Raw genomic sequence first — 21530 nt, forward strand, 5'->3', positions numbered from 1 at the left:
TTAGACCCCTGCCTCACGGCGTTGCTCGAGGATGCGCCAGTCGGGCTCGTGGAACACCTCTTCGAACATTTCGCGCACATTGGGCTTGGATGTGCCAAGCGTCCCGACGCCCTCAGCCTGCTTGGAGGCTGCCTTGATGGCCTCGGTGAGTTCGGCGGTCAGCGCCTCATGCTTCTCGTCCGACCACTCGTTGAGCGCGATGAGATGGTTCTTGAGGCGGTCGAGCGGATCGCCCAGGGGCCAGAGGCTCGCCTCTTCGTCAGGCCTGTAGCGCGTGGGGTCGTCGCTGGTCGAATGGCCGGCAGCGCGATAGGTGAACAACTCGATGAGTGTGGGGCCATTGTTGGTGCGGGCGCGCTCGGCTGCCCATTCGGTAGCGGCATAGATGGCAAGAAAATCGTTGCCGTCCACGCGTAGCCCCGGAATGCCATAGGCGATTGCCTTTGCCGCAAAGGTCGTCTCGTTTCCGCCAGCGATGCCGGAAAAGCTGGAAATTGCCCACTGGTTGTTGGTGACGCACAGGATAACCGGGGCGTGGTAGACCGACGCAAACGTCAGCGCCTCGTGGAAATCGCCTTCCGCCGTGGTGCCCTCGCCGACGTGACCGATGGCAATCTTGTCATCGCCCTTGAAGGCTGAGGCCATGGCCCAGCCGACAGCGTGGCCGAAGCGCGAACCGACATTGCCCGAGAGCGAATAAAAGCCGTATTCGCGCGCCGAATAAAGGATCGGCAGTTGCCGCCCGCGTAACGGATCGCGCTCATTGGAATAGATCTGATTGCAAAGGTCGAGTAGCGGGTAATCGCGCGCCATCAGCCATGAGAGCATCCGGTAGGTGGGAAAGCACATATCCTCCCGGCCCATGACGAGCGCTTGCGCGGCGCCGATCGCCTCCTCGCCCAGCGACCTCATATAGAAGCTGGTCTTGCCCTGCCGGTGCGCGCGGAACATGCGGTCATCGAAGATGCGGGTCAGAAGCATGGCGCGCAGCCCCTGCTTCAAAAGGTCCGGTGAAATGCGCGGATCCCACGGGCCAACCGCATGGTGCTTCTCATCGAGTACACGGATGAGGCCATATGGCAGATCGTGCATGCCGCCCTCAGGATCGGCAATATCGGGTCTTCGGGTTTCCCCTGCGTCCGGAAGCCGAAGATGAGAAAAATCTGGCTTGTCGCCCGGGCGAGCGAAGGGCTCGGGTATGTGCAGGCTAAGCGGTGGCCTATTGGACATGCTGCTCTCCTCCCAGATTGCACCATTCCGACACATTGAATGATACATCTAACATGAGAGGAGTACTTAACCTGAAAACTTGCAAGTCAGCGCTAATTGTAGTAATTTTATCCTATGGATACTACTTTATTGAGGAGATTTAATTTTGGACGATATGGATCGGAAGATCCTAAGAGTGGTGCAGAGCGACAGTAGCATCTCGATCGCCGATATGGCGGACAGGGTGGGGCTGTCCCATACCCCGTTCTGGCGCCGTTTGAAAAAACTCGAAGCCGACGGCGTGATCCGCGAACGCGTTGCGATCCTTGACCCCGACAAGCTCGGCCTTAGCATTACCGTGTTCGCCAACATTAAGCTCAAACAGCATGACGAGGACACGCTGGAAGCATTCGAGCGCGAAGTCGCGGAATTTCCCGAGGTGATCGAGTGCTTTTCAATGAGCGGGGAAACCGACTATGTGGTTCGCGCTCAGGTTCGCTCTATTGACGAATATGAGCGGCTCCTGAAGCGCAAACTCCTGCATCTGCCCGGTGTCGTTGCGATCAACTCCCATTTTGCACTCAAGTGCATCAAGCTCACGACACAACTGCCGGTTTAAGAGGCTGACCCAAAAGTCCGCGGTTGAGGATTGGCGAGGGATTTTTGGTTGGAATTGAAGGGGAATTTTGGGCAATATTATGCATATTGGCTAAAATTCCCCTTCAATTCCGGCCAACAAAGACCCGCCAAGCCGACCCGTCGGACTTTTGGGTCAGCCTCTAACCCGCGTTTCGTTGGCACGGCGAAGCGCTATGAGGGGGATCTCTCTACCGATTGCCTTTCGACAAGTTCGCACTCGACCTTGATCCGGTTGGGCTTGGCGTAAAGGCCTCCGGCACCGTCGATCAGCAGTTCGGCGGCGATCTGTCCCATTTCGTAGTGCGGAAGGATAAGGGTCGTCAAAGGCGGGTGCATATGTTGGGAAATCTCGCGGTCGTCAAAGCCGATCACCGCGACGTCGTCAGGCACTTTCAATCCCAGTTCTGCCAGAGCCTCGTAGCACCCTAGCGCCATCATGTCGTTGGCGCAGAAGATCGCGTCGGGCGGGTTGTCCATTGCCATTAATTCGTGGGTCATTTCGTAGCCAGCCGTCGGTTCCCAGTTGCCAGGGCGTACCAGATCGGCGTCGAAGGGGATGTCGTTGCTCGCCAAGGCTTGTTTGTACCCCTTGAGGCGGTCGCGGGCGGCGTCGACGCCGTGCTGGCCGTTGATGAAGCCAATGCGCTTGCGGCCTGCTTGAAGCAATCTTTCGGTCGCGGTCCGGCCGCCTAAAAGATCGCCCGGGAGCACGGACGGGTAGGCGCGCTGGGCGTCGTAGCAGTTCACCAGCACTGTGCGGTCGCTGGCGAGCGCCGGCGGGAGTTCCACCAGCCGTGTCAGGATCGTGCCGTAGATGAAACCGAGCGTTGGGAGCTCTCCCATCTGGTTGACGACGGCCGTTTCCATGTCTGCGTCCCCGTGGCTAAGCTCCAGGCAGATATTGATACCGAACTCGAGCGCCTTGTCGCGGGCCCCTTCGAAGGCGAGCGCCATCCAGGGATCGGTTGTCACCTCGTCCGCGATGAACACGATGGTCGATTGTCCACCGGGGGCGCTGCGCGATCCTCTGCGCACGAACTGGTAGCCCAGCTTCTGCGCGGCATCCAGAACGCGACGGCGTGTGGTATCTGTCAATTTGGCGCCGGGGCTTCCGTTAAGGACGAGCGAGACCGTCGCTTGCGAGACGCCCGCCATTGCGGCGACATCCATCATTGTCGGCCGGCCGCGGCCGCCATGTCCCTTGTTTTCCGCCATCGACCTTTTTTGACCTCGCGAGTTCCCCGAACGGCTTGCTCTTTTGCTGCTGGCTAGCGGCAAATCGGCCAGATTGCAAACGTCAACTGTATTTACCTACCAGGATCCGAACAGGCGGCAGCGCAAGGCCTTCTGTATCAGCAAGCACAGCTTGACGAATTTCTATTACTAAATATTATTGATTTTCGATAGAGGGGATGATTATGAAGCTCTTGGTCACCGGAGCGGCTGGGAAGGTCGGGCAGAATTTCCTTGCCCGTTTGCGTTCGCAGGAGGCGTATGCCGACTGGGAGGTTGTGGCGCTATGCCACAATCGGAAGGTCGAAGAGACCGGCCATGTCCGCACGATTTCCGGATCGCTGGCTGATGCCGCGCTCGTCCAGCGGGCAATGGAAGGCGTAACGCACGTGCTGCATATGGCAGCCGTCAAGGAAAGTCCCGATCTTGCTATCGACGTGGCTGTCAAGGGCATGTTTCTCCTGCTCGAGGAGGCGCGTCGATCTCCGACATTGCGTCAGTTCGTCCTCATCAGCGGAGACTGTACGGTTGGGCGCATCTTCCATCGCTATCCCGAGCCTATCACCGAGGTATCGCCTCGCATGGCCTATCCGGGTTGCTATGCGCTCACCAAGGTCCTTGAGGAGGTCATGATCGAGCAATATCAGGTGCAGTACGGATTGCGTGGTACCGTCTTGCGTGCACCGTGGATTATGGAAAAGGACGATTTCAAGTTCGCCTTGACGTTCGGCTCCGATCAGTTCGGCGGCCCGCCCTGGTCGGCCTTGATTTCGGCTGAAGAAGAAGCGGACTTTGCGGCGAGGGGCGTCGTTCCTCTGATGCTGGGCGCAACAGGGGTGCCGCTGAAACGGAGCTTCATACACGTGGACGACCTTGTTTCAGCCATTTTCGCGGCGCTCGGCAATCCGGCGGCGGAGCAAAACCTGTTCAACATCGCGATGAACGAGCCTGTCGATTACGCCGTGGTCGCCGACTACCTTGCGCGGACCCGGAACATCGAGGCTGTAGAGATACAGACTCCGTTCCATAGTAACTGGCTGGGTAATTCCAAGGCACGACTTGTGCTAGGATGGCGGCCGGAAAACGATTTCGAGGCGCTCATAGAGCGAGCCTGGACCTATATGCGGGATCCCGGCGATCCTCGAAAAATCTGGTACCCGGGGTAGAGGACGCCGGGCCAGGAAACAAAGGGAGGATACCATGAAATCCATTCAAATGCTGACTTTGGCGTCGGCGCTCGCTCTTGTTGCGGGAGGTGTCGGCGCACAGGAAAAGGAAACCCTGGCGATCGTCGTCAAGGGCCTGGACAATCCCTTCTTCGAGCAGATCAATCTGGGTTGCCAGGAGTGGATAGCGAACAATCCGGACTCAGAATATGAGTGCCTTTATACCGGCCCTGCATCGAGCGCCGATGAGGCTGGCGAAGTCCAGATCGTGGACGATCTCCTGACCCGAGGTGTGGCGGCGATTGCAATCTCTCCGTCGAACGCGCCGGCAATGGCGAACCGTATCCGGCAGATCGATCCCGATGTGCCGGTTATGACCATTGACGCCGATTTCCTTGCCGAAGACCGCGACCTGCGGGAGACCTATCTCGGGACGGACAATTACCTCATGGGCGTCAAGATGGCCGAGGAGGCGATGAAGCTGAAGCCGGAAGGTGGCACGGTGTGTCTGCAACTCGGCAATGTGGCGGCGGACAACATCAATGCCCGCGCCCAGGGCTTCCGTGACACCATTGCCGGAGAGGATGGTGTCGACCGGCTGACCGGGCAGAACGGCTGGACGGAGATCGAGGGTTGCCCTGTCTTCACGAACGACCAGGCGGACCTCGCCAACCAGCAGATGGCGGATATCTTCACCGCAAATCCGGACCTCGATGCGTTCATTCTTGTCGGTGGCTGGGCGCAGTTCGCACCCCAGGCTTATACGCAGGTCACCGACCAGGTGATGGACAAGCTGGAGTCTCAGGAGTTGATTATCGTTGCCGGCGACACGCTGCCGCCGCAGACCCAGGCTTTCCGCGATGGGCGGAGCCATGTTCAGGTCGGGCAGCGGCCATTTGAGATGGGCCTACGCGCGCCCGACGTCATGATTCAGCTCATCAACGGGGAAGAGGTCGAAGATCCGCTCTATACCGGGTTAGACATTTGCAATCAGGAAGATCCGGGCTTCTGCGCGGACAACTGATCTCCCAGACATGCACAAGAAGGCGCCGGGGGCGGATTTCCGTCCCCGGCGTTTTTGTTTCCTGCCGTGACCTGCCCGATTTCGGAAATCCGCCGGAAGGGTTCTCGAAAGCGCTTGATCATATATCATCATTTATATTATCACTTATAAGTCGAAAGTATGATCGATAATTTTCATTGAACCTTTGGGAGGAGGCAAATGAAACTGGGAACGACACTGACCGCCGCATCGCTCATAGCGGTCTTTGCAGCGGGCGCCGTGGCGCAGGAGAAACCGCAGCTCGCTTTTGTGGTCAACGCGGCATCCGATTTCTGGAAGCTGGCCGAGGCTGGCGTCAACGCCGCGCAAGCCGAACTGCCTGACTATGAGTTGCAGTTCCGCTACCCGGCACAGGGTACGGCGGCGCTGCAGAACGCGTTGATGGACGATCTGGTTGCCGCGGGGACCGATGCGATCATGATCTCATCGGCGGACCCCAAGAATTCGATCGATGCGTTCAATCGCATCGCAAGCCAGGTGCCGTTGTTCACAACCGACAGCGATGCTCCTGCAAGTGATCGGATCGCCTATCTTGGGTCGTCCAACACCGCCGCCGGCATACAGGCGGGCGAGATCGCCGTCGCCGCGATGCCGGATGGCGGCAAGTGCATGGGTTTTGTCGGTTTCCTCGGTGCCGACAATGCCGTGGAGCGCATCGCCGGTTTCCGGCAGGCCGTGGAAGGCACCGGCATCGAACTGGTCGATGTGCGCGGGGACGATGTGGACTTTGCGAGGGCACGGTCCAATGTCGATGACGTTCTTGCCGCAATGCCGGACATCGACTGCATGGTCGGATTCTATTCGTACAATCCGCCCAAGATCTATGAAGCCCTGCAAGCCGCGGGCAAGTTGGGGGAGATCACCGTCATCGCCTTCGATGAAGATCCCATCACGCTCGGCGCGGTGCGTGAAGGCAGCTTTGCGGGTACGGTGGTTCAGGACCCCTATCAGTGGGGGTATCAGGGCATGCACCTGATGGCGGCGTATCTCGAGGGGGACATGTCGGGCGTGCCGGATGATGGCCTGATCATTGTGCCGACGAAAATTATCGACCAGTCCAATGTCGATGCGTTCGAAGCCGAGCTTCAGGAACGTATTGGCGGCTGACCTGTCCGGCAGGGTGAGAGGTGGCCGGACGGGCGCCGGCCACCTCGAAACGTGTCATTATGCGTGTTCGACGGCACGGGGGCCGGATTATATGACTACGGGGCAGCAATTCGACTTGCGGCTGGAGCAGATCACCAAGGTCTATCCAGGCGTCGTCGCCCTCAAAGACGTGTCCTTGACCATCCGCGCTGGTGAAGTGATTGGCCTGATTGGCGAAAACGGTGCGGGCAAATCCACATTGATGAAGATCCTGGGCGGCATCCTCGCTCCGACCGCCGGCGGGATAACGATCGATGGCAAGCACCATGATCGCCTCACGGTTTCGGAGTCTCAGAGCGCGGGCATCGCTTTCGTCCACCAGGAGTTGAACGTCCTCGAAAATCTGGACGTAGCGGCCAACGTTTTTCTGGGGCGGGAGAAAACGCGCGGCAGGCTCAAGCTTGTCGATACGAGGGCGATGCACGAGGCTGTGCTGCCGCTTCTTGTGCGCGTCGGCGCCAGGTTCAAGCCGCAGACACCGGTGGCGACCTTGTCCCTGGCTGAACAGCAATTGCTCGAGATCGCAAAGGCGCTGTCGGCCGATGCGCGGCTGGTCATCATGGACGAGCCGACATCCAGCCTGACTCTTTCCGAGACCAACACGCTTCTCAAGGTCATCGCGGACCTCAAAGCGCAGGGCATAGCGGTAGTATTCGTTTCCCATCGGCTCGCCGAGATCGAGGCGTGCGCCGACCGCGTCGTTGTCCTGAGGGATGGGCGGACCGTTGGTCATCTTTCGCGCGAGGAAGTGAACCACGACGCGATGATCCGGCTGATGATCGGGCGCGACCTCAAATCGCTCTATACGCCTCCGGGCATCGCACTTGGCGATGCAGTCCTCTCGATAAGGAATGTCAAAACGACAGCCAATCCAGCGAGCACGGCAAGCTTCGACGTGCGTCGTGGTGAAATTCTCGGTGTCGCGGGGCTGATCGGGGCGGGGCGTACCGAGTTGGCCCAGGCGATCTTCGGCGTTGGAGGAAAGCTGTCGGGGGAGGTGCATATCGGCGGTATCCCGCTCGAGGCGCGCACGCCCGCCGAAGCGATCGCGGCCGGGCTTTACCTCGTACCCGAGGATCGCAAGCGATCGGGGCTCATCCTCGACTTCGAGATTGTCGAAAATATCACCATGGCCAATCTGTTCGCTTTCGCCAAATGGGGCATGGTTTCCCGGTCGCGCCAGATGGAAGTCGCCGAGGAGCACCGCGGCAGGCTGGCGATCAAGACGCCGGACGTGCGGCGCGTGGCGCAGGAAATGTCGGGCGGCAATCAGCAGAAGGTGGTGTTGGCGAAATGGCTGTCGATGGCCCCGAGGGTCGTCATTTTCGACGAGCCGACGCGCGGCATCGATGTGGGCGCGAAATCCGAGATTTATACGCTCATGCGTGCGCTGGCCGACAACGGGGTCGGCGTGATGATGATTTCAAGCGACATGGAGGAGGTCATTGGCGTGTCCGACAGGATTGTGGTCATGCGGGATGGAGCGATTGCCGGCGAACTGCGGCGCCGTGATTTTTCCGAGCACAACATTCTGACGCTGGCCGTCGGCAAGGTCCTGGAGGAGGCCTGAACGATGCAGAAAAAAGATCTTGGTCTGGCTGTCTTGATCATCGTGGTCGGCGCCGTCGTCTATATGCGCAACCCGTTGTTCCTCTCGCCGATCAATCTGGGCAACACCGCCAATCTGATTGGGCTTTTCGGTCTCTTCGCCATCGGTCAGGGCTTCGTCATTATGACCGGGGGGATCGATCTGTCCGTTGGATCGGTTATCGCTCTTTTGGGTGTGTTGTTCGTGGATATGGTCGGTCGCTTCGGCGTGCCTTGGCCTTTGGCTGCGTCCATCACCATAGGGCTAGGGGCGCTGATGGGGCTGGCGCACGGCGTGCTGATCACGCGCTTCAAGATGCAGCCTTTCGTCGTAACGTTATGTGGCCTGCTCATCTATCGCGGCATAGCCCGCGGCTATACCGGTGAGGCCACCGCCGGGTTTCCGTTCGGCGCCTCTTTCCCGCAACTCGAGTGGCTGACCATCGGGCGTACGTTTGGAGTGCCGCATTCCTTCGTTGCGATGCTCCTGATCGCCGCGCTGATGTGGCTGGTTCTCCATCGATCCGTTTTCGGGCGGCATCTTTATGCGGTGGGCCGGAACGAGGAAGTAGCCCGCTTTTCGGGAATAAAAACGGGAGCCGTCATCACCGCCGCATACGTGATCTGTTCGGTTCTCGCGGCAATCGCCGCGATCTATTTTGCGATGTTCACGAAATCGGTTCAGCCGTCGTCTCACGGCAATTTCTACGAACTCTATGCGATTGCCGCAGCTGTGCTCGGCGGGTTTTCGCTACGGGGCGGAGAGGGGTCGATTATCGGCGTGGTGCTCGGTGTCGTCCTGCTGCAGGAGCTCCAGAACCTGGTAAATCTGCTCGGTATTCCCTCTTCACTGAATTTTGCGGTGATGGGCACGGTTATTCTGCTCGGCGTTCTGGCCGATCAGCAATTTGCAGCCTATCGTACGAAAAAACGCGCCGCACAGGCGCTGGAGCGCTTGCAAGGCGAGGGAGGTGGACGCTGATGAGTGTTCTTGAACTGCGGAACATATCCAAGAATTTCGGTGCCATACAGGCGCTGAGCGACGTCTCGCTGTCCGTCGAGCCCGGAGAGGTCGTCGGGCTCATGGGTGATAATGGCGCCGGAAAGTCGACGCTGGTCAAGGTCATCGCGGGTAATTTCGCCCCCTCCAAAGGCCAGGTCTTCATTTCAGGCAAGAAGGCGGAGTTCCACAAACCAATCGACGCCCAGCGGGCCGGAATCGAGATTGTCTACCAGGACCTTGCGATCTGCAACAATCTTTCGGCGGCGTCCAATGTCTTCCTTGGCCGCGAGCCGACCTGGCAGTTCGGTCCGCTCAAGATCGTCGATTATGGTTTCATGCGAAAACGTGCCGGCGAGCTTTTCGCCCGGCTCAAGTCGGAAACCCGGCCACGCGATATCGTCAAACGGATGTCGGGCGGGCAGCGGCAGGCGGTCGCTATCGCGCGGGCGCTTTTGACGGATGCCAAGATCATCCTCATGGACGAGCCGACGGCCGCGATCTCGGTGCGCCAGGTCGCCGAGGTGCTCAACCTCATCCGCCAGTTGAGCGATCACGGCATCGCGGTGGTTCTGATCAGTCACCGTATGCCTGACGTGTTCGACGTTGCCGACAGGGTCGCGGTGCTCCGGCGCGGCAGGCTGGTCGCCAGCAAGAAGGCTTCCGACTCGTCGCCCGAAGAAGTGACGGGTCTGATCACCGGTGCCATTGAAGCGGCGTGAGGCGCGAGGGGAAACAGGGATGACCAACACCAATCTTGCAGACTTCATCAACCGGTCGGAGCATCGCAGCTTCGTCTCGCGCATCACGGGCCATCAGACGTTCTGGGTATTCCTTGCCGCCCTGCTAGCCTGCCTGGCGCTGAGTGTGTTGACCGATACCTTCGCGACCGAGCGCAATCTCTTCAACGTCACCCGCAACTTCGCCTTCGTGGGGATCGTCGCGTTGGGCATGACGGCGGTGATCGCTTCCGGCGGCATCGATCTGTCCGTCGGCTCGACGGTGGTGATCTCGGCGATGACCGTCGGAGTGGTGATGGCGGAGGGTAACCCGTTCTGGGTTGCGTTCATCGCTGCCATGGGGGCATCGCTTTTGGTGGGAGCCGTCAACGGCGTGCTGATCGCGTATGCGAAAATGCCGCCGTTCGTGGTGACGCTCGGGATGCTGTCGGTCGCGCGCAGCCTCGCGATGGTGCTCTCGAACAACAAGATGATCTACCAGTTCGGCCCGGATCATGATTTGCTTTTGTGGCTGGGTGGCGGTTCAACCTTCGGTCTGCCGCATCCGCTGATCATTCTTATCGTTCTGGCTGTGATCACTGCATTTGCCTTCAGATGGCTGCGCTGGGGCCAGCACTTGTTTGCCATCGGCGGAAATGAGCAGGCGGCGATATTGACGGGTATTCCGGTCAAGGCGATCAAGGTGAGCGTCTATATGTTCTCCGCAGCGATGGCTGGAACAACCGGGGTTCTCGAAGTGGGGTGGCTGGGCGGCGTCACCACCAATCTTGGCCAGGCAATGGAGCTTACGGTCATCGCCGCCGCGGTCATCGGTGGCGCGAACCTGGCGGGCGGAACCGGCACGGCATTCGGCGCCGTCGTTGGGGCGCTTCTCATCGAGGTGATCCGAAACAGCCTGATCCTCTTGGGTATCAGCACGTTCTGGCAGGGCACATTTGTGGGCTCGTTCATCGTGATCGCGGTCGCCTTCGACCGCTTCCGTCAGGCCCGCGGCGGGGATTGATCCAGGCCCTGTGCCCCGAAGGCGGCGCTAGAAAAGCAGCGTCGCCACAACGCGCATGAAAAGCTTGCGCAGGCCGGGTGTTGGTGGATTCCACGCACTGCCTGTGCGTTCGATGCGGAACGAGCCGTCCGGCGCCCAGAGCGAGCGCTGGACCATAAGCCAGGAGGCACAGGCAAAGAACGCTGTCGAGAACAGGTGGATCAATGAAATGATGACGTTGAGCCCCTTACGCACCCGTGCCCGGACGGCGTCGTAAATCAGGACGACGCGAATATGCCGATCAAGAGCGGCGCAATAGACGCCGCCGAATATAAAGGCGATGGCGCACAGAAAGATCGTGGTTTCGTGTGCCCAGAGCGTCGGCGCATTGAGGATATGCGCGCATGATTATTTCGAAAATCAAGACCACCATCGATACCAGAAAGCACGCGGCGAAGACGATTCCCGCCTTGTCGGTCCACTTGCCAAGAATGCCGGCTTCTTCGATCGGGCCGCTGGGCCGCTCGATTGCGGGAACGTCTTCTGGAAGATTGGGATTTTCGTCATGCATTGTCATTGGCACCTCTTGATCCTACCGGCAGGCCGGCCCGCCGGTGGTTACGCCTTGTTATTCAAGCCATCCTTCGTCACGCAGATAGGCGGTTAGCGCTTCATAGACGCGCTACGCGTTCTGCGACTGCTCGGCCACGCTCTCCCCCTCGCGCATGGCGATGGCACGGACCTTGGCGCGCTCCTCTTCGGGCCAGTTGTGGACGGTAACATCGCCGCTTGCCTCGGCTTCGGCGACCGCTGCTTCGTCGGCCTCGGCCAGAGCTGCCACATGGTGTAAAGCGAAGTCACACACCGTCTGTTCGAGCGTGTCTTGAATGTTGGCAGGCAGCGCGCCCCATTCGGTTTTGTTCATCGAAATTTCGGCAAGCGGCATCGAATGGAAGCCCGGATAGACTGGGCGCGACGCCACGCCGATGCGGTCTTTTGCAATAATGACGATATCGCGCCCGGTGAATTGTTCGAAGCACAGCGCCGCAATATCGCGGTGCCATTTGATCTTGGTATATGTGGGTTCAACAACCTCGAATACATGGAGGCAGCAACGCCATCCCCCACCAGTGTGCGTACCCATCGCTTGCGGATGGGCACAACCGCGGTCGAGCTTTTGGCGCACGCTATCGAAGGCAAGCGGCCCGACGAAAGCATTCCGGATCTCGGCTTCGAAGCCGTCGCGCGAGAAAGTACGCGACGACCGCGTCAGCGAAATGTGGGCTAGGCTCAGGACTCGTTAATCAGAGCCAGAAGATGACGGTTGCGGCGATGCAGATGGCTGAAAAGAAGGTGTGAGCGCATCGATCGTAGCGGGTAGCGATGCGCCGCCAGTCCTTGAGCTTGCCGAACATGTTCTCAATTCTATGGCGCTGGCGATAGAGCGCTTTGTCGTAGTCGATCGGCTGCTTGCGGCTTTTGGTCGGCGGAATGCATGGCTCGATGCCCCTGTCAGCGAGAGCTTGGCGGAACCAATTGCTGTCGTAACCCTTGTCGCCAAGCAGGCTGTCGGCGGACGGCAGCACGTCGAGCAAGAGCCTGGCGCCCTTGTGGTCGCTCATCTGGCCTTCGCTCAAAAGCAGTATCAGCGGCCGGCCCTCGGCGTCGCAAACGGCGTGCAGCTTGGAGTTCAGCCCGCCTTTCGTCCGCCCGATACGACGGGGAACATCCCCTTTTTAAGAAGGCTCGCCGCGGTGCGGTGGGCCTTCAGATGCGTGGCGTCGATCATGATGCGCTCGGGTTGCGGCCCTTCGCCGGCCAGCGCTGCAAAGATCCTGTCGAACACGCCCAGCCGGCTCCAGCGAATGAAGCGATTGTAGAGCGTCTTGTGCGGGCCATACCCGCTTGGTGCGTCCTTCCACTGCAGGCCGTTCCTGATCACGTAGATGATGCCGCTAACCACCCGCCGGTCGTCAACCCGCGGAATGCCGTGGGAAAGCGGGAAATACGGTGATATCCGCGCCATCTGGCGCTCGCTCAACAGAAACAAATCACTCATCAGGACCTCCTTCATCGGAGACCCTGAATCACATCTCACATCAAATTAATAGGTCCTGAGCCTAGGCCTGTTAATACTTATAGATAGGAGTTTGATGGGCCACAGTCCGACCAACTTTCGGGAAAAATGCCGCGCCGTAGGCTGCTCCGCCTGCAAGCGGGGTTTTTCGCGACAAGGGGCCGGACTACGACCTGCCTGGAGGGTTCTGTATAAATCGTCCACTCCCGGCGGCTTTTCCCGCGCGCAGAGGATAATCCTGCGCGGCACGAAAAGCCTTGGCATGGAACGATTTATACAAAGTCAAACCCTATCTACAATTGATCACAGGCCCCAGCCCGATCCCCTCAACTGCCCCTAGCAGCCTCTCGGCCAGCAGCAATCCCGCGCCGGTCGTCATCAACATCTGCGGGAATGTGAGCCATTCGAGCGTCCACGCCGCGCCGGACCGTTCCTGCTCATGCACCATCGCCTGTCCCATACCGGAAATAAGTGCCGCGTTGTACCGCGCAAGGCTTACCAGCGCCTCGGCGGCCACGGGATTGGTTTTGTGCGGCATCGCCGACGATCCTCCGCCGCCGGCAAGCACAATCTGCCGGTCGCCGCTCAGCGCCATCAGCGCAACATCCTGCCCTATCTTGCCGATCGTTCCCGAAACGCCGGTGAGCCAGGATGCGCATTCGAATATCCCGTCGCGCTGGCTGTGCCAGGCCTTGCCCGTAGCCGACAATCCCAACTCGGCCGCAATCAACGCGGCCACCTCGCCCGCCTTCTCCCCGAGCCTGGCCCGATCCCCGACCGCACCGCCCAATTGCAGCACCAGTACGCGCGCGCTCACCTCGTAAAGCCGCTCGATATGCCTTTGAAGCGGCAGCCGCCAGTCGGCGAGCCGGTCGGCCACTGAAATCTCAAGCGCATCCTGCATCCGCGTCCGTGCCATCAGCCGGTTCGCCCCGAACCGCCCCTCAAGCACGGCCAGCGCCTCGATCAGCCGCCCCAGTCGGTCCTCGAAAAGCGCAAGGATCGCCTTGAGCCGCACCGCAAGGCTCGTATCGATCACGTCCTGGCTCGTCACACCGAAATGCACGTACTCCCGATACGCCTCGGGCACCGCTGCCCGCAACTGCCGCACCCATTCCACCGTCGTCACACCGTCACGTGCCACCGCAGCGCGAATCTCGCCCCGGTTGGGCACGAACTCCGCACACGCTCCGGCAATCGCCGGCCCTGCCTCGGCGGGGATCAGTCCCGCCACGGCCTCGGCCCGCGCCAGCGCCGCCTCGAACGCCGCCATGGCATCGAGATCGGCCTCCGCGCCAAGGAGTACGGACACCTCATCGTCACCGAGAAGACCGGACAAGAGGGGATGATCGAACGGGGATGCGGTCATGCGAATCTTTATTTTATCGCGCGTCCGAACCGACCCGAAGGGCTGCGCAAGCGAAAAAGTGGTGCCCACTTTTTCTGGACACGCTCGGGGGATCAGACGTCAAAGAACACTGTCTCGTTCTCGCCCTGAAGATAGATGTCGAAGGTCACCGTATCGCCCTCGCGCCGGCCGATCAACGTGCCTTCGCGTCCGAGCGGCCGCGCCATAGCAAGCACGGGATCTTTCGCGTTGGCCTCCTCCTCCTCGGGAAAATACATCCGCGTGTGGAGCCCGATATTGATCCCGCGCGCTACGATCCAGAACGTGATGTGCGGTGCCATCATCTTCCCGCCTGGCCCGGGGACCGGCCCCGGCTTGATCGTCTCAAAGCTATAGACGCCATTCGCATCCGCCGGACACCGCCCGAAGCCGGTAAAGTTCGGATCCACGCCTGCCCGATGCTCTTCGGGGCTGTTGTAAATCCCCGCCGCATCCGCCTGCCAGATCTCAACGACGCAATCGCTGACCGGGTTTCCACCGCCATCGATCACTCGCCCCGTGACGGTGATCCGCTCGCCGCGCACCCCGTCCGAAATCATCGTCTTGCCCAGATCTTCGGCATAGACCCCGGTAATCCCGCAAAAATTCGGCACCTCGCCGATATGGACGTAAGGTCCCGCAGTCTGCGAAGGGCTTTCCTTCAACTGATTGAGCGCCTGAGCCATCAATTTCCCTCCGGACGATTTTCAAAGAAAGTCGAACGCCGGCCCCGCAATACGATGTCGAACTTGTAGGCAAGGCTGTCCATGGGGATGGTATTCGCCCAATCGAGCGCCGCCGTGAGCTGATCGATGGCCCGCGCGTCGGAAATCGTGTTCACGATGGGACATTTGGGAATCATCGGATCTCCCTCGAAATACATCTGTGTGATGAGTCGCTGGGCAAAACCCGACCCGAACAGCGAAAAGTGGATATGCGCGGGCCGCCAGTCATTGACCCCGTTCGGCCAAGGGTATGGCCCGGGCTTGATGGTATGAAAGAAGTAGTAACCTTCCTTGTCGGTGATCGAGCGCCCGAACCCGCCGAAATTGGGATCGAGCGGCGCCAGATAGGTTTCCTTCTTGTGGCGATACCGCCCCCCGGCATTGGCCTGCCAGTATTCCACCAGCACGTCCGGCACGGGCCGCCCCATTTCGTCGAGTACGCGTCCGTGCACCACGATCCGTTCACCGATCGCCGACTCTCCGGCCTTGGCGTAGTTGTGTATGAGATCGTTATCGAGCTCGCCAAGCATGTTGTGCCCGAAAGCCGGTCCGGTCTTTTCCGAAAGCGTACTTTCGAACGCAATCAGCGCCTTTTTCGGTGCCCGTAGCACGGTGGATTTGTACCCTGGCGTATCCGCTGCCGGGTGCCAGTTGCGGTCACGCGCCGGAAATGGCGCCGCCTCCCGAGCTGTGTTGGGCAGGACTTCGTTCATTCCTCGGCTCCCATCTTCTCGTTCAATATATCACGGACGATCCCGATGGCATGGTTCGCCGTCGGCACTCCCGCATAGATCGCCAGATGCAGCATGATTTCTTGCAGATCCGCCTCCGTCGCGCCTGTCCGGCGCGTTGCGCGCACATGCATCGCCATTTCCTCGTAATGCCCGAGAGCACCCAGAAGCGCGATGGTGACGATCGAGCGCTCGCGCTTGCTCCAGGTGTCGCGCGACCACACATGCCCCCAGGCCGCCTCGGTGATGAGCTCCTGGAACGGAGCTTCGAACGGCGTCGTCTTTTCCAACCGCCGGGTGACGTATTCCTCGCCCAGAACCGCCCGCCGCGTCGCCAGCCCCTCCTCGTAGCGCGCCCGCGCGCCGTGTTCCTCGCTCATGTCGCCTCTACTCCTATTGCGAAAATGCCGTTTCCGCCACATCGCGGATAATCGCGCTCACGCGCTCGGGCGCCTCAATGCAGGGGATATGCCCCGCCCCTTCGATCAGATGAAATTTTGCGCCATCGATCGCATCTGCAAACCCACGCACAAGATCCGGCGGCGTCGCGCCATCCTCGCTCCCTGCGATGCAAGCGACCGGAACGGCGATCCTGCCCGCCTCCGCCCGCATATCGAAATCCCGTATCGCCGCACAGGTGCCGGTATAGCCTTCGACCGGCTGGCGCAGCAGCATGTTCCGGTAGCCGGGAAAGTCGCTTGTTTCGCTCTGGCGGAAATCCGCACTAAACCACCGCGCGAGCACCCCGTCGGCCACCGCAGCAAGCCCCCCCGCCTCAATGGCCGCGATCCGCTGACTCCAGAACGCCGCATCGCCGATCCTGGGCGCCGTATTGGAAAAGACGATCCCGGCAACACGCTCCGGCTCCCTGGCATAAACCGCCTGGACCACCTGCCCGCCGACCGAAAGCCCGCAAAATACAGCCTTCCCGATCCCGAGAAAGTCCAAAAGCCCAATCAAATCGGCAGCATGGTCGTCCATCGCAAAGGGGGGCGTACCGAGATCGGAAAGTCCATGCCCGCGCTTGTCGTAAACCAGCACCGCATAGTCGCTTTCGAGCGCCTGGACGACATCGTCCCAGATCCTCAAATCCGTTCCCAGAGAATTGACCATCACGATCAAGGGCTTGTCGGCCAGAAATCCCGACAGCCGGTAGTGGATCATGACGTCGTTTACGCGCGCAAACTGCAAAGCGCATCTCCCATGTGTCTGGCTATAATGTTGGGTGCTCCCGGTATTGTAAAATAAAACATCCAGCCTTAATTATAACCGCAAAGTTATTATTTTAAATGAGACCCGAGCCATGATCGACAGTCGTGTCCGCTTCCGGCACCTGCGCACCTTCATCGAGGCCGCGCGCCAGCGCTCCATCGGCAAGGCTGCCGAAGTGCTCCACGTCACTCAGCCCGCCGTCTCCAAAACCATCCGCGAGCTCGAAGAAATCCTTGGCGTCAAACTCTTCGAAAAAGAGGGCCGGGGCGTCCGCGTCACGCGCTACGGTGAAGTGTTCCTGCACCATGCCGGTGCTTCCATCGCCGCCATCCAGCAGGGCATCGACAGCCTCGACCGCGGCAGTTCCGGCCCGCCGGTCCGCGTCGGCGCGCTGCCCACGGTCTCAGCCCGCATCATGCCCCGCGCCATGGCGCTCTTTCTCAAGGAGAACACCGACAGCCCCATAAAGGTTGTGACCGGTGAAAATATGGTGCTCCTCGACCAGCTCCGCTTGGGTGTCCTCGACCTCGTCATAGGCCGCCTCGCGGCACCCGAGCACATGAGCGGGCTCCATTTCGAGTATCTTTATTCCGAACAGGTCCGCTTCGCCGTCCGCAAGGGCCACCCGCTCCTTGCCGCTCCACGTTTCGATTTCGCCGCCCTGCGCGATTTTACCGTCCTCATGCCGCCCACCGGCTCCGTCATCCGGCCCTTCGTCGACCGTTTCCTGCTCTCCCACGGGCAGGCAACCTTCCCCCGCGCTATCGAAACGGTTTCAGATTCGTTCGGCCGCGCCTTTGTCATGGATTACGACGCCGTCTGGATCATCTCCGAAGGCGTAATCGACCGCGAGCTTTCCGCCGGCCGCCTCGAACTCCTCCCCATCGACACAGCCGATACAAGGGGTGCAGTGGGGCTCACGGCAAGAGAAGACACCCCCACCAACGCTTCGGTGGATATTCTGGCGCGCACGTTGCGGGAAACGATTGCTGAATTGGGGCTTTAGCCGCGTCCCCGGAACGCGGTCGGCGCCATCCCGGCCCGCTGGGCGAAGAACCGGCTGAAATACGCCGGGTCGGGATACCCCAGCAAAATCCCGATCTCCTTGATCGAAAGCGTCGAGAACTGCAGATACCGCTTGGCCTCGAGCACCACCCGCCGTTCGATCACGGCAAGTGCCGAGGCCCCGAACACCCGCCGGCACACCCGGTTCAAATGCGTGGGTGTGATCCCCAGCCTCCGGGCATAAAACGGCACCGCCCGGCTCTCGCGGAAATGCGCGTCCACCAGCGCCTGATAATCCCGAGCCAGTATTTCGGCGCGATCTCCCGTCCCACCAAACCCGGCGCTGTCGAGCCGCCAGATCGCCAGCAAAAGGAGCATCAGCCGCGCCTTGAGTGCCGCGATCTGCCCCGGCGCAACGCGGTCCGCTTCGACGACGAGGTGCCGCACTGCATGATCGATCTCCCCGTCCACGCCGCGCGCCGCGAGATTGGCGACCACGCGCGGCCGCATCACATCTCCGACCATCTCGGGCACGTCGGAAAGCACCGCCCGCACGTCCCGCGCAAAAAGCGTTAGCACCACCCCCTCGACATCGGGGCTGAACCGGTAGGAATGCACGATCAGTGGCGGCACGGTCACGAGCGCCGGCCCAGCCAATTCCCGGCTCTCCGCGTCGATAGAAACCTCTGCAACCCCGCTCGCAAGATAGAGGATCTGAAAGAACTGCTCATGCCGGTGTGGCGCAATGTGAAAGCCGTAGAGTTGCGAGCGCGAGGTGATCGTCTCCCAGTGCAGCCATCCATCGCTGCCGGTGTCGAGCTCTCCATAGAGTGCATATGTCGGGATCGTGTTCATGTTCGGATAATCCAACTGATTGTCCGCCCTGTCCATTGGAAAATCCCTTTCCCGGCGGCATTCTCAGCCGCGATATGGAGGAGAGAATATGCGCACACAGGTTGCGATTATCGGCGCTGGACCGGCAGGGCTTACCCTCGGGCGCTTACTCGAAAAGGCTGGTATCGATGCGGTGATCGTCGAGCGCAAAAGCGCCGACTACGTGCTGTCCCGCATCCGCGCCGGCGTTCTTGAACAGGCTTCGGTCGAACTCCTCTCATCGATCGGCGTCGATACCCGCATGAACGCCGAGGGCATCATCCACGAGGGCGTAGAGCTTTCGTTCGACGGCGATATGCTGCGCATCGATTTCGAAGGCCTGATCGGCCGCCATGTCATGGTTTACGGCCAGACCGAGGTGACCCGCGATCTGATGGATGCCCGCATCCAAACCGGCGGCAAAACCGTCTATGAGGCTGAAGACGTCGAAATCCTCGATTTCGATACCGCCACGCCCAGGGTCCGCTACCGCAAGGACGGCGAAACATACGAAATCGCCTGCGATTTCATCGCCGGATGCGACGGCTTCCACGGCGTCTCCCGCCAATCGGTCCCCGAAGCCGCGCTCAAGATCTACGAGCGTGTCTACCCCTTTGGCTGGCTCGGCGTCCTTGTCGAACAGCCGCCTGTGGCTGAAGAGCTGATCTACGCCCACCACCACCGCGGTTTCGCACTCTGTTCCATGCGCAGCCACACCCGCTCGCGCTACTACGTCCAGGTCGATGCAGCCGAAAAGGTTGAGGACTGGTCCGACGATACATTTTGGGATGAGCTGCGCGCCCGTCTCAACCCTGAGGTGGCCGAAGCTCTCAAGACCGGCCCTTCGATCGAAAAATCCATCGCACCGTTGCGCAGTTTCGTCGCTGAGCCCGTGCGTTTCAATAGCCTCTTCCTTGCTGGCGACGCCGCGCATATCGTGCCCCCCACCGGTGCAAAAGGCCTCAACATGGCCATCCACGACGTCGGTCTTCTCGCTTCGGCGCTCACCGAATACTACGCGGAAAAATCGGAAGCCGGTCTCGACGCCTACTCCGAAAAGCTCCTCGCCAACACTTGGCGCACCGAGCGCTTTTCGTGGTGGATGACCCAGCTCCTCCATACCTTCCCCGAAACCGGCCCCTTCGGCCGCAAGATCCAGCGTGCGGATTTCGACTATCTTAAAGCCTCGATTCATGCCCGCCGGACGCTGGCGGAGAACTATACGGGGTTCAGACCGGAGGCCGGTTAGCGCGCCCGCTGCCCTGACGAAGGCTGGTCATAGGCGAATTTGACCAACCCATTGCAATCGCTCACCTGTGACCCGATGTGTTCCTCTAACGGCGCGTCCCGCGCCGCCCCACCTGGAGGACACAACAATGAAAATCGGCGTTCTGGGAACGGGCATGGTCGGCAATGCACTCGCAACCCGGCTGGCCGGGCTCGGCCATGAGGTGATGATAGCCGCGCGTGAAAAGGGCCATCCCAAAACCATAGCCTGGGCGGAGACGAACGGCGCCAACGCCAGCCACGGGAGCTTCGCCGACGCGGCGAGATTTGGCGAGATGGTCATTATCGCGGTCCCTGGCACAGCGACGCTCGACGCAGCCAACCTGGCAGGCCCCGAGGCCCTCGCTGGCAAGGTCGTTATCGACGTGACCAACCCGTTGGTCCCCGTGCCCGATGGCCTGCCGGTTCTTGATCCCGCACTGAGCAACACAACATCTGTCGGCGAGCAACTTCAAGCCGCCCTGCCGGACGCTAAAGTGGTCAAGGCGCTCAATACCGTCAATTGCGCGGTGATGGCCGACCCCTCGCTGGTGAGCGGGGATCACGACATCTTCATCAGCGGGAACGATGACGGTGCCAAGGCAGAAGTTCGACGCCTGCTCGAATCGTTCGGCTGGCGCAGCATTATCGATCTGGGCGATATCACTGCCGCACGGGGCACCGAGATGGCCATGCCGTTCTGGTTGCGGCTTTGGCACCGGATCGGCACGACGGCCTTCAACTACAAGATCGTCGTAAAGGAACCTACGCCATGACAGATAACCGCATCGCCGTCGTCACCGGAGCCGCGCAGGGCATTGGCCTTGAGACCTGCCGCCAGCTCGCGCATGTCGGCGTCCACGTCGTTCTCACTGCGCGCCGGCAGGAACAGATCGCCGGCGCGCTCGCCACACTGAACCATCCCAATATCGAAGGCCATATGCTCGATCCTTCGGACGACGCATCGGTCGCGGCGTTCTTCCACTGGCTCGACGATACCCACGGCAGGCTCGATATCCTCGTCAACAATGCCGGTCGTCTATACAACGCCGAACGCGACCGCCCCGACGGCCCATCTGCGGATATCATCCTCGAAGCCATCGACAACAATGCCATGAGCGCCTGGCGCATGATCCAGCGCGCATTGCCCATAATGAGCGCCAACGGCTACGGCCGCATCGTCAACGTCTCCTCGGGCATGGGCGCGCTGACCGACATGGGGGGCGGTTCGATCCCCTACCGCGTCTCCAAGACTGCGCTCAACGCCATAACCCGCGTCGCTTTCAATCGTGCCAATGGCGACATCAAGGTCAACGCCGTCTGCCCCGGCTGGGTCCGCACCGAGCTTGGAGGGCACAGCGCCACGCGCAGCGTGGAACAGGGCGCCGAAGGCATTGTCTGGGCCGCAACGCTACCCGCCGACGGGCCCTCGGGAGGCTTCTTCCGAGATGGCAAATCGCTTGCCTGGTGAGTTTCCTCGGCGCGAAAA

Annotated in this window: 25 protein-coding genes; 13 read left to right on the plus strand and 12 right to left on the minus strand. The window is 60.6% G+C overall.

Going from position 1 to position 21530, the window contains the following annotated elements; genetic code table 11:
• Nucleotides 1-1230 (minus strand): 3-methyl-2-oxobutanoate dehydrogenase (2-methylpropanoyl-transferring) subunit alpha, encoded by a 1230-nt coding sequence (locus LG281_RS14770; RefSeq protein ID WP_404401988.1) that lies wholly within the window; start codon nt 1228-1230, stop codon nt 1-3.
• A gap of 154 nt (nt 1231-1384) precedes the next feature.
• Between LG281_RS14770 and LG281_RS14775 the strand changes: the two genes are divergently transcribed.
• On the plus strand, nt 1385-1828 hold the full coding sequence (locus tag LG281_RS14775; RefSeq protein ID WP_404406765.1) for an Lrp/AsnC family transcriptional regulator: 444 nt from the start codon (nt 1385-1387) through the stop codon (nt 1826-1828).
• 191 nt (nt 1829-2019) lie between these two features.
• On the opposite strand, the gene LG281_RS14780 is transcribed toward LG281_RS14775, so the two are convergent.
• A complete protein-coding gene (locus LG281_RS14780) occupies nt 2020-3063 on the minus strand; it encodes a LacI family DNA-binding transcriptional regulator (protein WP_404401990.1) in 1044 nt (347 codons plus the stop codon).
• 203 nt (nt 3064-3266) lie between these two features.
• Between LG281_RS14780 and LG281_RS14785 the strand changes: the two genes are divergently transcribed.
• The 7 genes from LG281_RS14785 (at nt 3267) to LG281_RS14815 (ending at nt 10786) form a co-directional block, all read left to right on the plus strand.
• The gene (locus LG281_RS14785) at nt 3267-4247 is read left to right on the plus strand and encodes an NAD-dependent epimerase/dehydratase family protein (protein ID WP_404401992.1); all 981 of its coding nucleotides are present in this window, start codon (nt 3267-3269) and stop codon (nt 4245-4247) included.
• A gap of 34 nt (nt 4248-4281) precedes the next feature.
• Nucleotides 4282-5271, plus strand: coding sequence for a substrate-binding domain-containing protein (locus tag LG281_RS14790; RefSeq protein ID WP_404401994.1), 990 nt, complete (start codon nt 4282-4284; stop codon nt 5269-5271).
• Nucleotides 5272-5469: 198 nt separating this feature from the next.
• On the plus strand, nt 5470-6417 hold the full coding sequence (locus LG281_RS14795) for a sugar-binding protein (RefSeq protein ID WP_404401996.1): 948 nt from the start codon (nt 5470-5472) through the stop codon (nt 6415-6417).
• Between the two features lie 91 nt (nt 6418-6508).
• Nucleotides 6509-8026 (plus strand): sugar ABC transporter ATP-binding protein, encoded by a 1518-nt coding sequence (locus LG281_RS14800; RefSeq protein ID WP_404401998.1) that lies wholly within the window; start codon nt 6509-6511, stop codon nt 8024-8026.
• 3 nt (nt 8027-8029) lie between these two features.
• Nucleotides 8030-9025 carry an ABC transporter permease gene (locus LG281_RS14805; protein ID WP_404402000.1) on the plus strand — a complete coding sequence of 332 codons (996 nt, stop codon included), beginning with the start codon at nt 8030-8032 and terminating at the stop codon, nt 9023-9025.
• On the plus strand, nt 9025-9765 hold the full coding sequence (locus LG281_RS14810) for an ATP-binding cassette domain-containing protein (protein ID WP_404402002.1): 741 nt from the start codon (nt 9025-9027) through the stop codon (nt 9763-9765). The genes LG281_RS14805 and LG281_RS14810 overlap by 1 nt, the downstream gene beginning before the upstream one ends.
• A 19-nt stretch (nt 9766-9784) precedes the next feature.
• On the plus strand, nt 9785-10786 hold the full coding sequence (locus tag LG281_RS14815; protein ID WP_404402004.1) for an ABC transporter permease: 1002 nt from the start codon (nt 9785-9787) through the stop codon (nt 10784-10786).
• Between the two features lie 27 nt (nt 10787-10813).
• Here the strand turns inward: LG281_RS14815 and LG281_RS14820 are convergent, their stop codons facing one another.
• From LG281_RS14820 to LG281_RS14830, 3 genes are all read right to left on the minus strand, one after another.
• Nucleotides 10814-11161: a TRAP transporter small permease subunit gene (locus tag LG281_RS14820; RefSeq protein WP_404406766.1), complete on the minus strand. Its 348-nt coding sequence runs from the start codon at nt 11159-11161 to the stop codon at nt 10814-10816.
• Complete coding sequence (locus LG281_RS14825; RefSeq protein WP_404402006.1) at nt 11067-11342, minus strand: hypothetical protein; 276 nt, start codon at nt 11340-11342, stop codon at nt 11067-11069. The genes LG281_RS14820 and LG281_RS14825 overlap by 95 nt, the downstream gene beginning before the upstream one ends.
• Before the next feature lie 105 nt (nt 11343-11447).
• Nucleotides 11448-11690: a hypothetical protein gene (locus LG281_RS14830; RefSeq protein WP_404402008.1), complete on the minus strand. Its 243-nt coding sequence runs from the start codon at nt 11688-11690 to the stop codon at nt 11448-11450.
• 24 nt (nt 11691-11714) lie between these two features.
• Here LG281_RS14830 and LG281_RS14835 point away from each other — a divergent pair, with 24 nt between their 5' ends.
• On the plus strand, nt 11715-12053 hold the full coding sequence (locus tag LG281_RS14835) for a substrate-binding domain-containing protein (protein WP_404402010.1): 339 nt from the start codon (nt 11715-11717) through the stop codon (nt 12051-12053).
• A 16-nt stretch (nt 12054-12069) separates the two neighbouring features.
• Here LG281_RS14835 and LG281_RS14840 read toward each other — a convergent pair.
• From LG281_RS14840 to pcaD, 6 genes are all read right to left on the minus strand, one after another.
• Nucleotides 12070-12824, minus strand: a protein-coding gene (locus LG281_RS14840) for an IS5 family transposase (RefSeq protein ID WP_404400331.1) whose coding sequence is annotated in 2 segments (ribosomal slippage) — nt 12070-12491 and nt 12491-12824 — 756 coding nt in all. Because the reading frame shifts where the segments join, the coding sequence is not laid out codon by codon here.
• A 307-nt stretch (nt 12825-13131) separates the two neighbouring features.
• Complete coding sequence (locus LG281_RS14845; RefSeq protein ID WP_404402012.1) at nt 13132-14211, minus strand: 3-carboxy-cis,cis-muconate cycloisomerase; 1080 nt, start codon at nt 14209-14211, stop codon at nt 13132-13134.
• Between the two features lie 92 nt (nt 14212-14303).
• Nucleotides 14304-14915 (minus strand): protocatechuate 3,4-dioxygenase subunit alpha, encoded by a 612-nt coding sequence (gene pcaG / locus LG281_RS14850; RefSeq protein WP_404402014.1) that lies wholly within the window; start codon nt 14913-14915, stop codon nt 14304-14306.
• Complete coding sequence (pcaH, locus tag LG281_RS14855) at nt 14915-15667, minus strand: protocatechuate 3,4-dioxygenase subunit beta (RefSeq protein ID WP_404402016.1); 753 nt, start codon at nt 15665-15667, stop codon at nt 14915-14917. The genes pcaG and pcaH overlap by 1 nt, the downstream gene beginning before the upstream one ends.
• Nucleotides 15664-16065, minus strand: a complete 402-nt coding sequence (gene pcaC / locus LG281_RS14860; RefSeq protein WP_404402018.1) for a 4-carboxymuconolactone decarboxylase — start codon at nt 16063-16065, stop codon at nt 15664-15666. Before pcaC ends, pcaH begins: the two co-directional genes overlap by 4 nt.
• Before the next feature lie 13 nt (nt 16066-16078).
• The gene (pcaD, locus tag LG281_RS14865) at nt 16079-16876 is read right to left on the minus strand and encodes a 3-oxoadipate enol-lactonase (RefSeq protein ID WP_404402020.1); all 798 of its coding nucleotides are present in this window, start codon (nt 16874-16876) and stop codon (nt 16079-16081) included.
• Nucleotides 16877-16988: 112 nt separating this feature from the next.
• Here pcaD and pcaQ point away from each other — a divergent pair, with 112 nt between their 5' ends.
• Nucleotides 16989-17903 carry a pca operon transcription factor PcaQ gene (pcaQ, locus tag LG281_RS14870; protein WP_404402022.1) on the plus strand — a complete coding sequence of 305 codons (915 nt, stop codon included), beginning with the start codon at nt 16989-16991 and terminating at the stop codon, nt 17901-17903.
• Here pcaQ and LG281_RS14875 read toward each other — a convergent pair.
• Nucleotides 17900-18793, minus strand: a complete 894-nt coding sequence (locus tag LG281_RS14875; RefSeq protein ID WP_404402024.1) for a helix-turn-helix domain-containing protein — start codon at nt 18791-18793, stop codon at nt 17900-17902. The genes pcaQ and LG281_RS14875 overlap by 4 nt on opposite strands.
• Before the next feature lie 52 nt (nt 18794-18845).
• On the opposite strand from LG281_RS14875, the gene pobA reads away from it, so the two are divergent.
• From pobA to LG281_RS14890, 3 genes are all read left to right on the plus strand, one after another.
• Nucleotides 18846-20024 carry a 4-hydroxybenzoate 3-monooxygenase gene (gene pobA / locus LG281_RS14880; RefSeq protein ID WP_404402026.1) on the plus strand — a complete coding sequence of 393 codons (1179 nt, stop codon included), beginning with the start codon at nt 18846-18848 and terminating at the stop codon, nt 20022-20024.
• Between the two features lie 127 nt (nt 20025-20151).
• A complete protein-coding gene (locus LG281_RS14885; RefSeq protein ID WP_404402028.1) occupies nt 20152-20817 on the plus strand; it encodes an NADPH-dependent F420 reductase in 666 nt (221 codons plus the stop codon).
• A complete protein-coding gene (locus LG281_RS14890) occupies nt 20814-21512 on the plus strand; it encodes an SDR family NAD(P)-dependent oxidoreductase (protein ID WP_404402030.1) in 699 nt (232 codons plus the stop codon). Before LG281_RS14885 ends, LG281_RS14890 begins: the two co-directional genes overlap by 4 nt.
• The last annotated feature ends 18 nt before the right edge of the window (nt 21513-21530 follow it).

The sequence above is a fragment of the Pelagibacterium halotolerans genome (assembly GCF_044811015.1).
In the GTDB taxonomy this organism is placed as follows: domain Bacteria; phylum Pseudomonadota; class Alphaproteobacteria; order Rhizobiales; family Devosiaceae; genus Pelagibacterium; species Pelagibacterium halotolerans_A.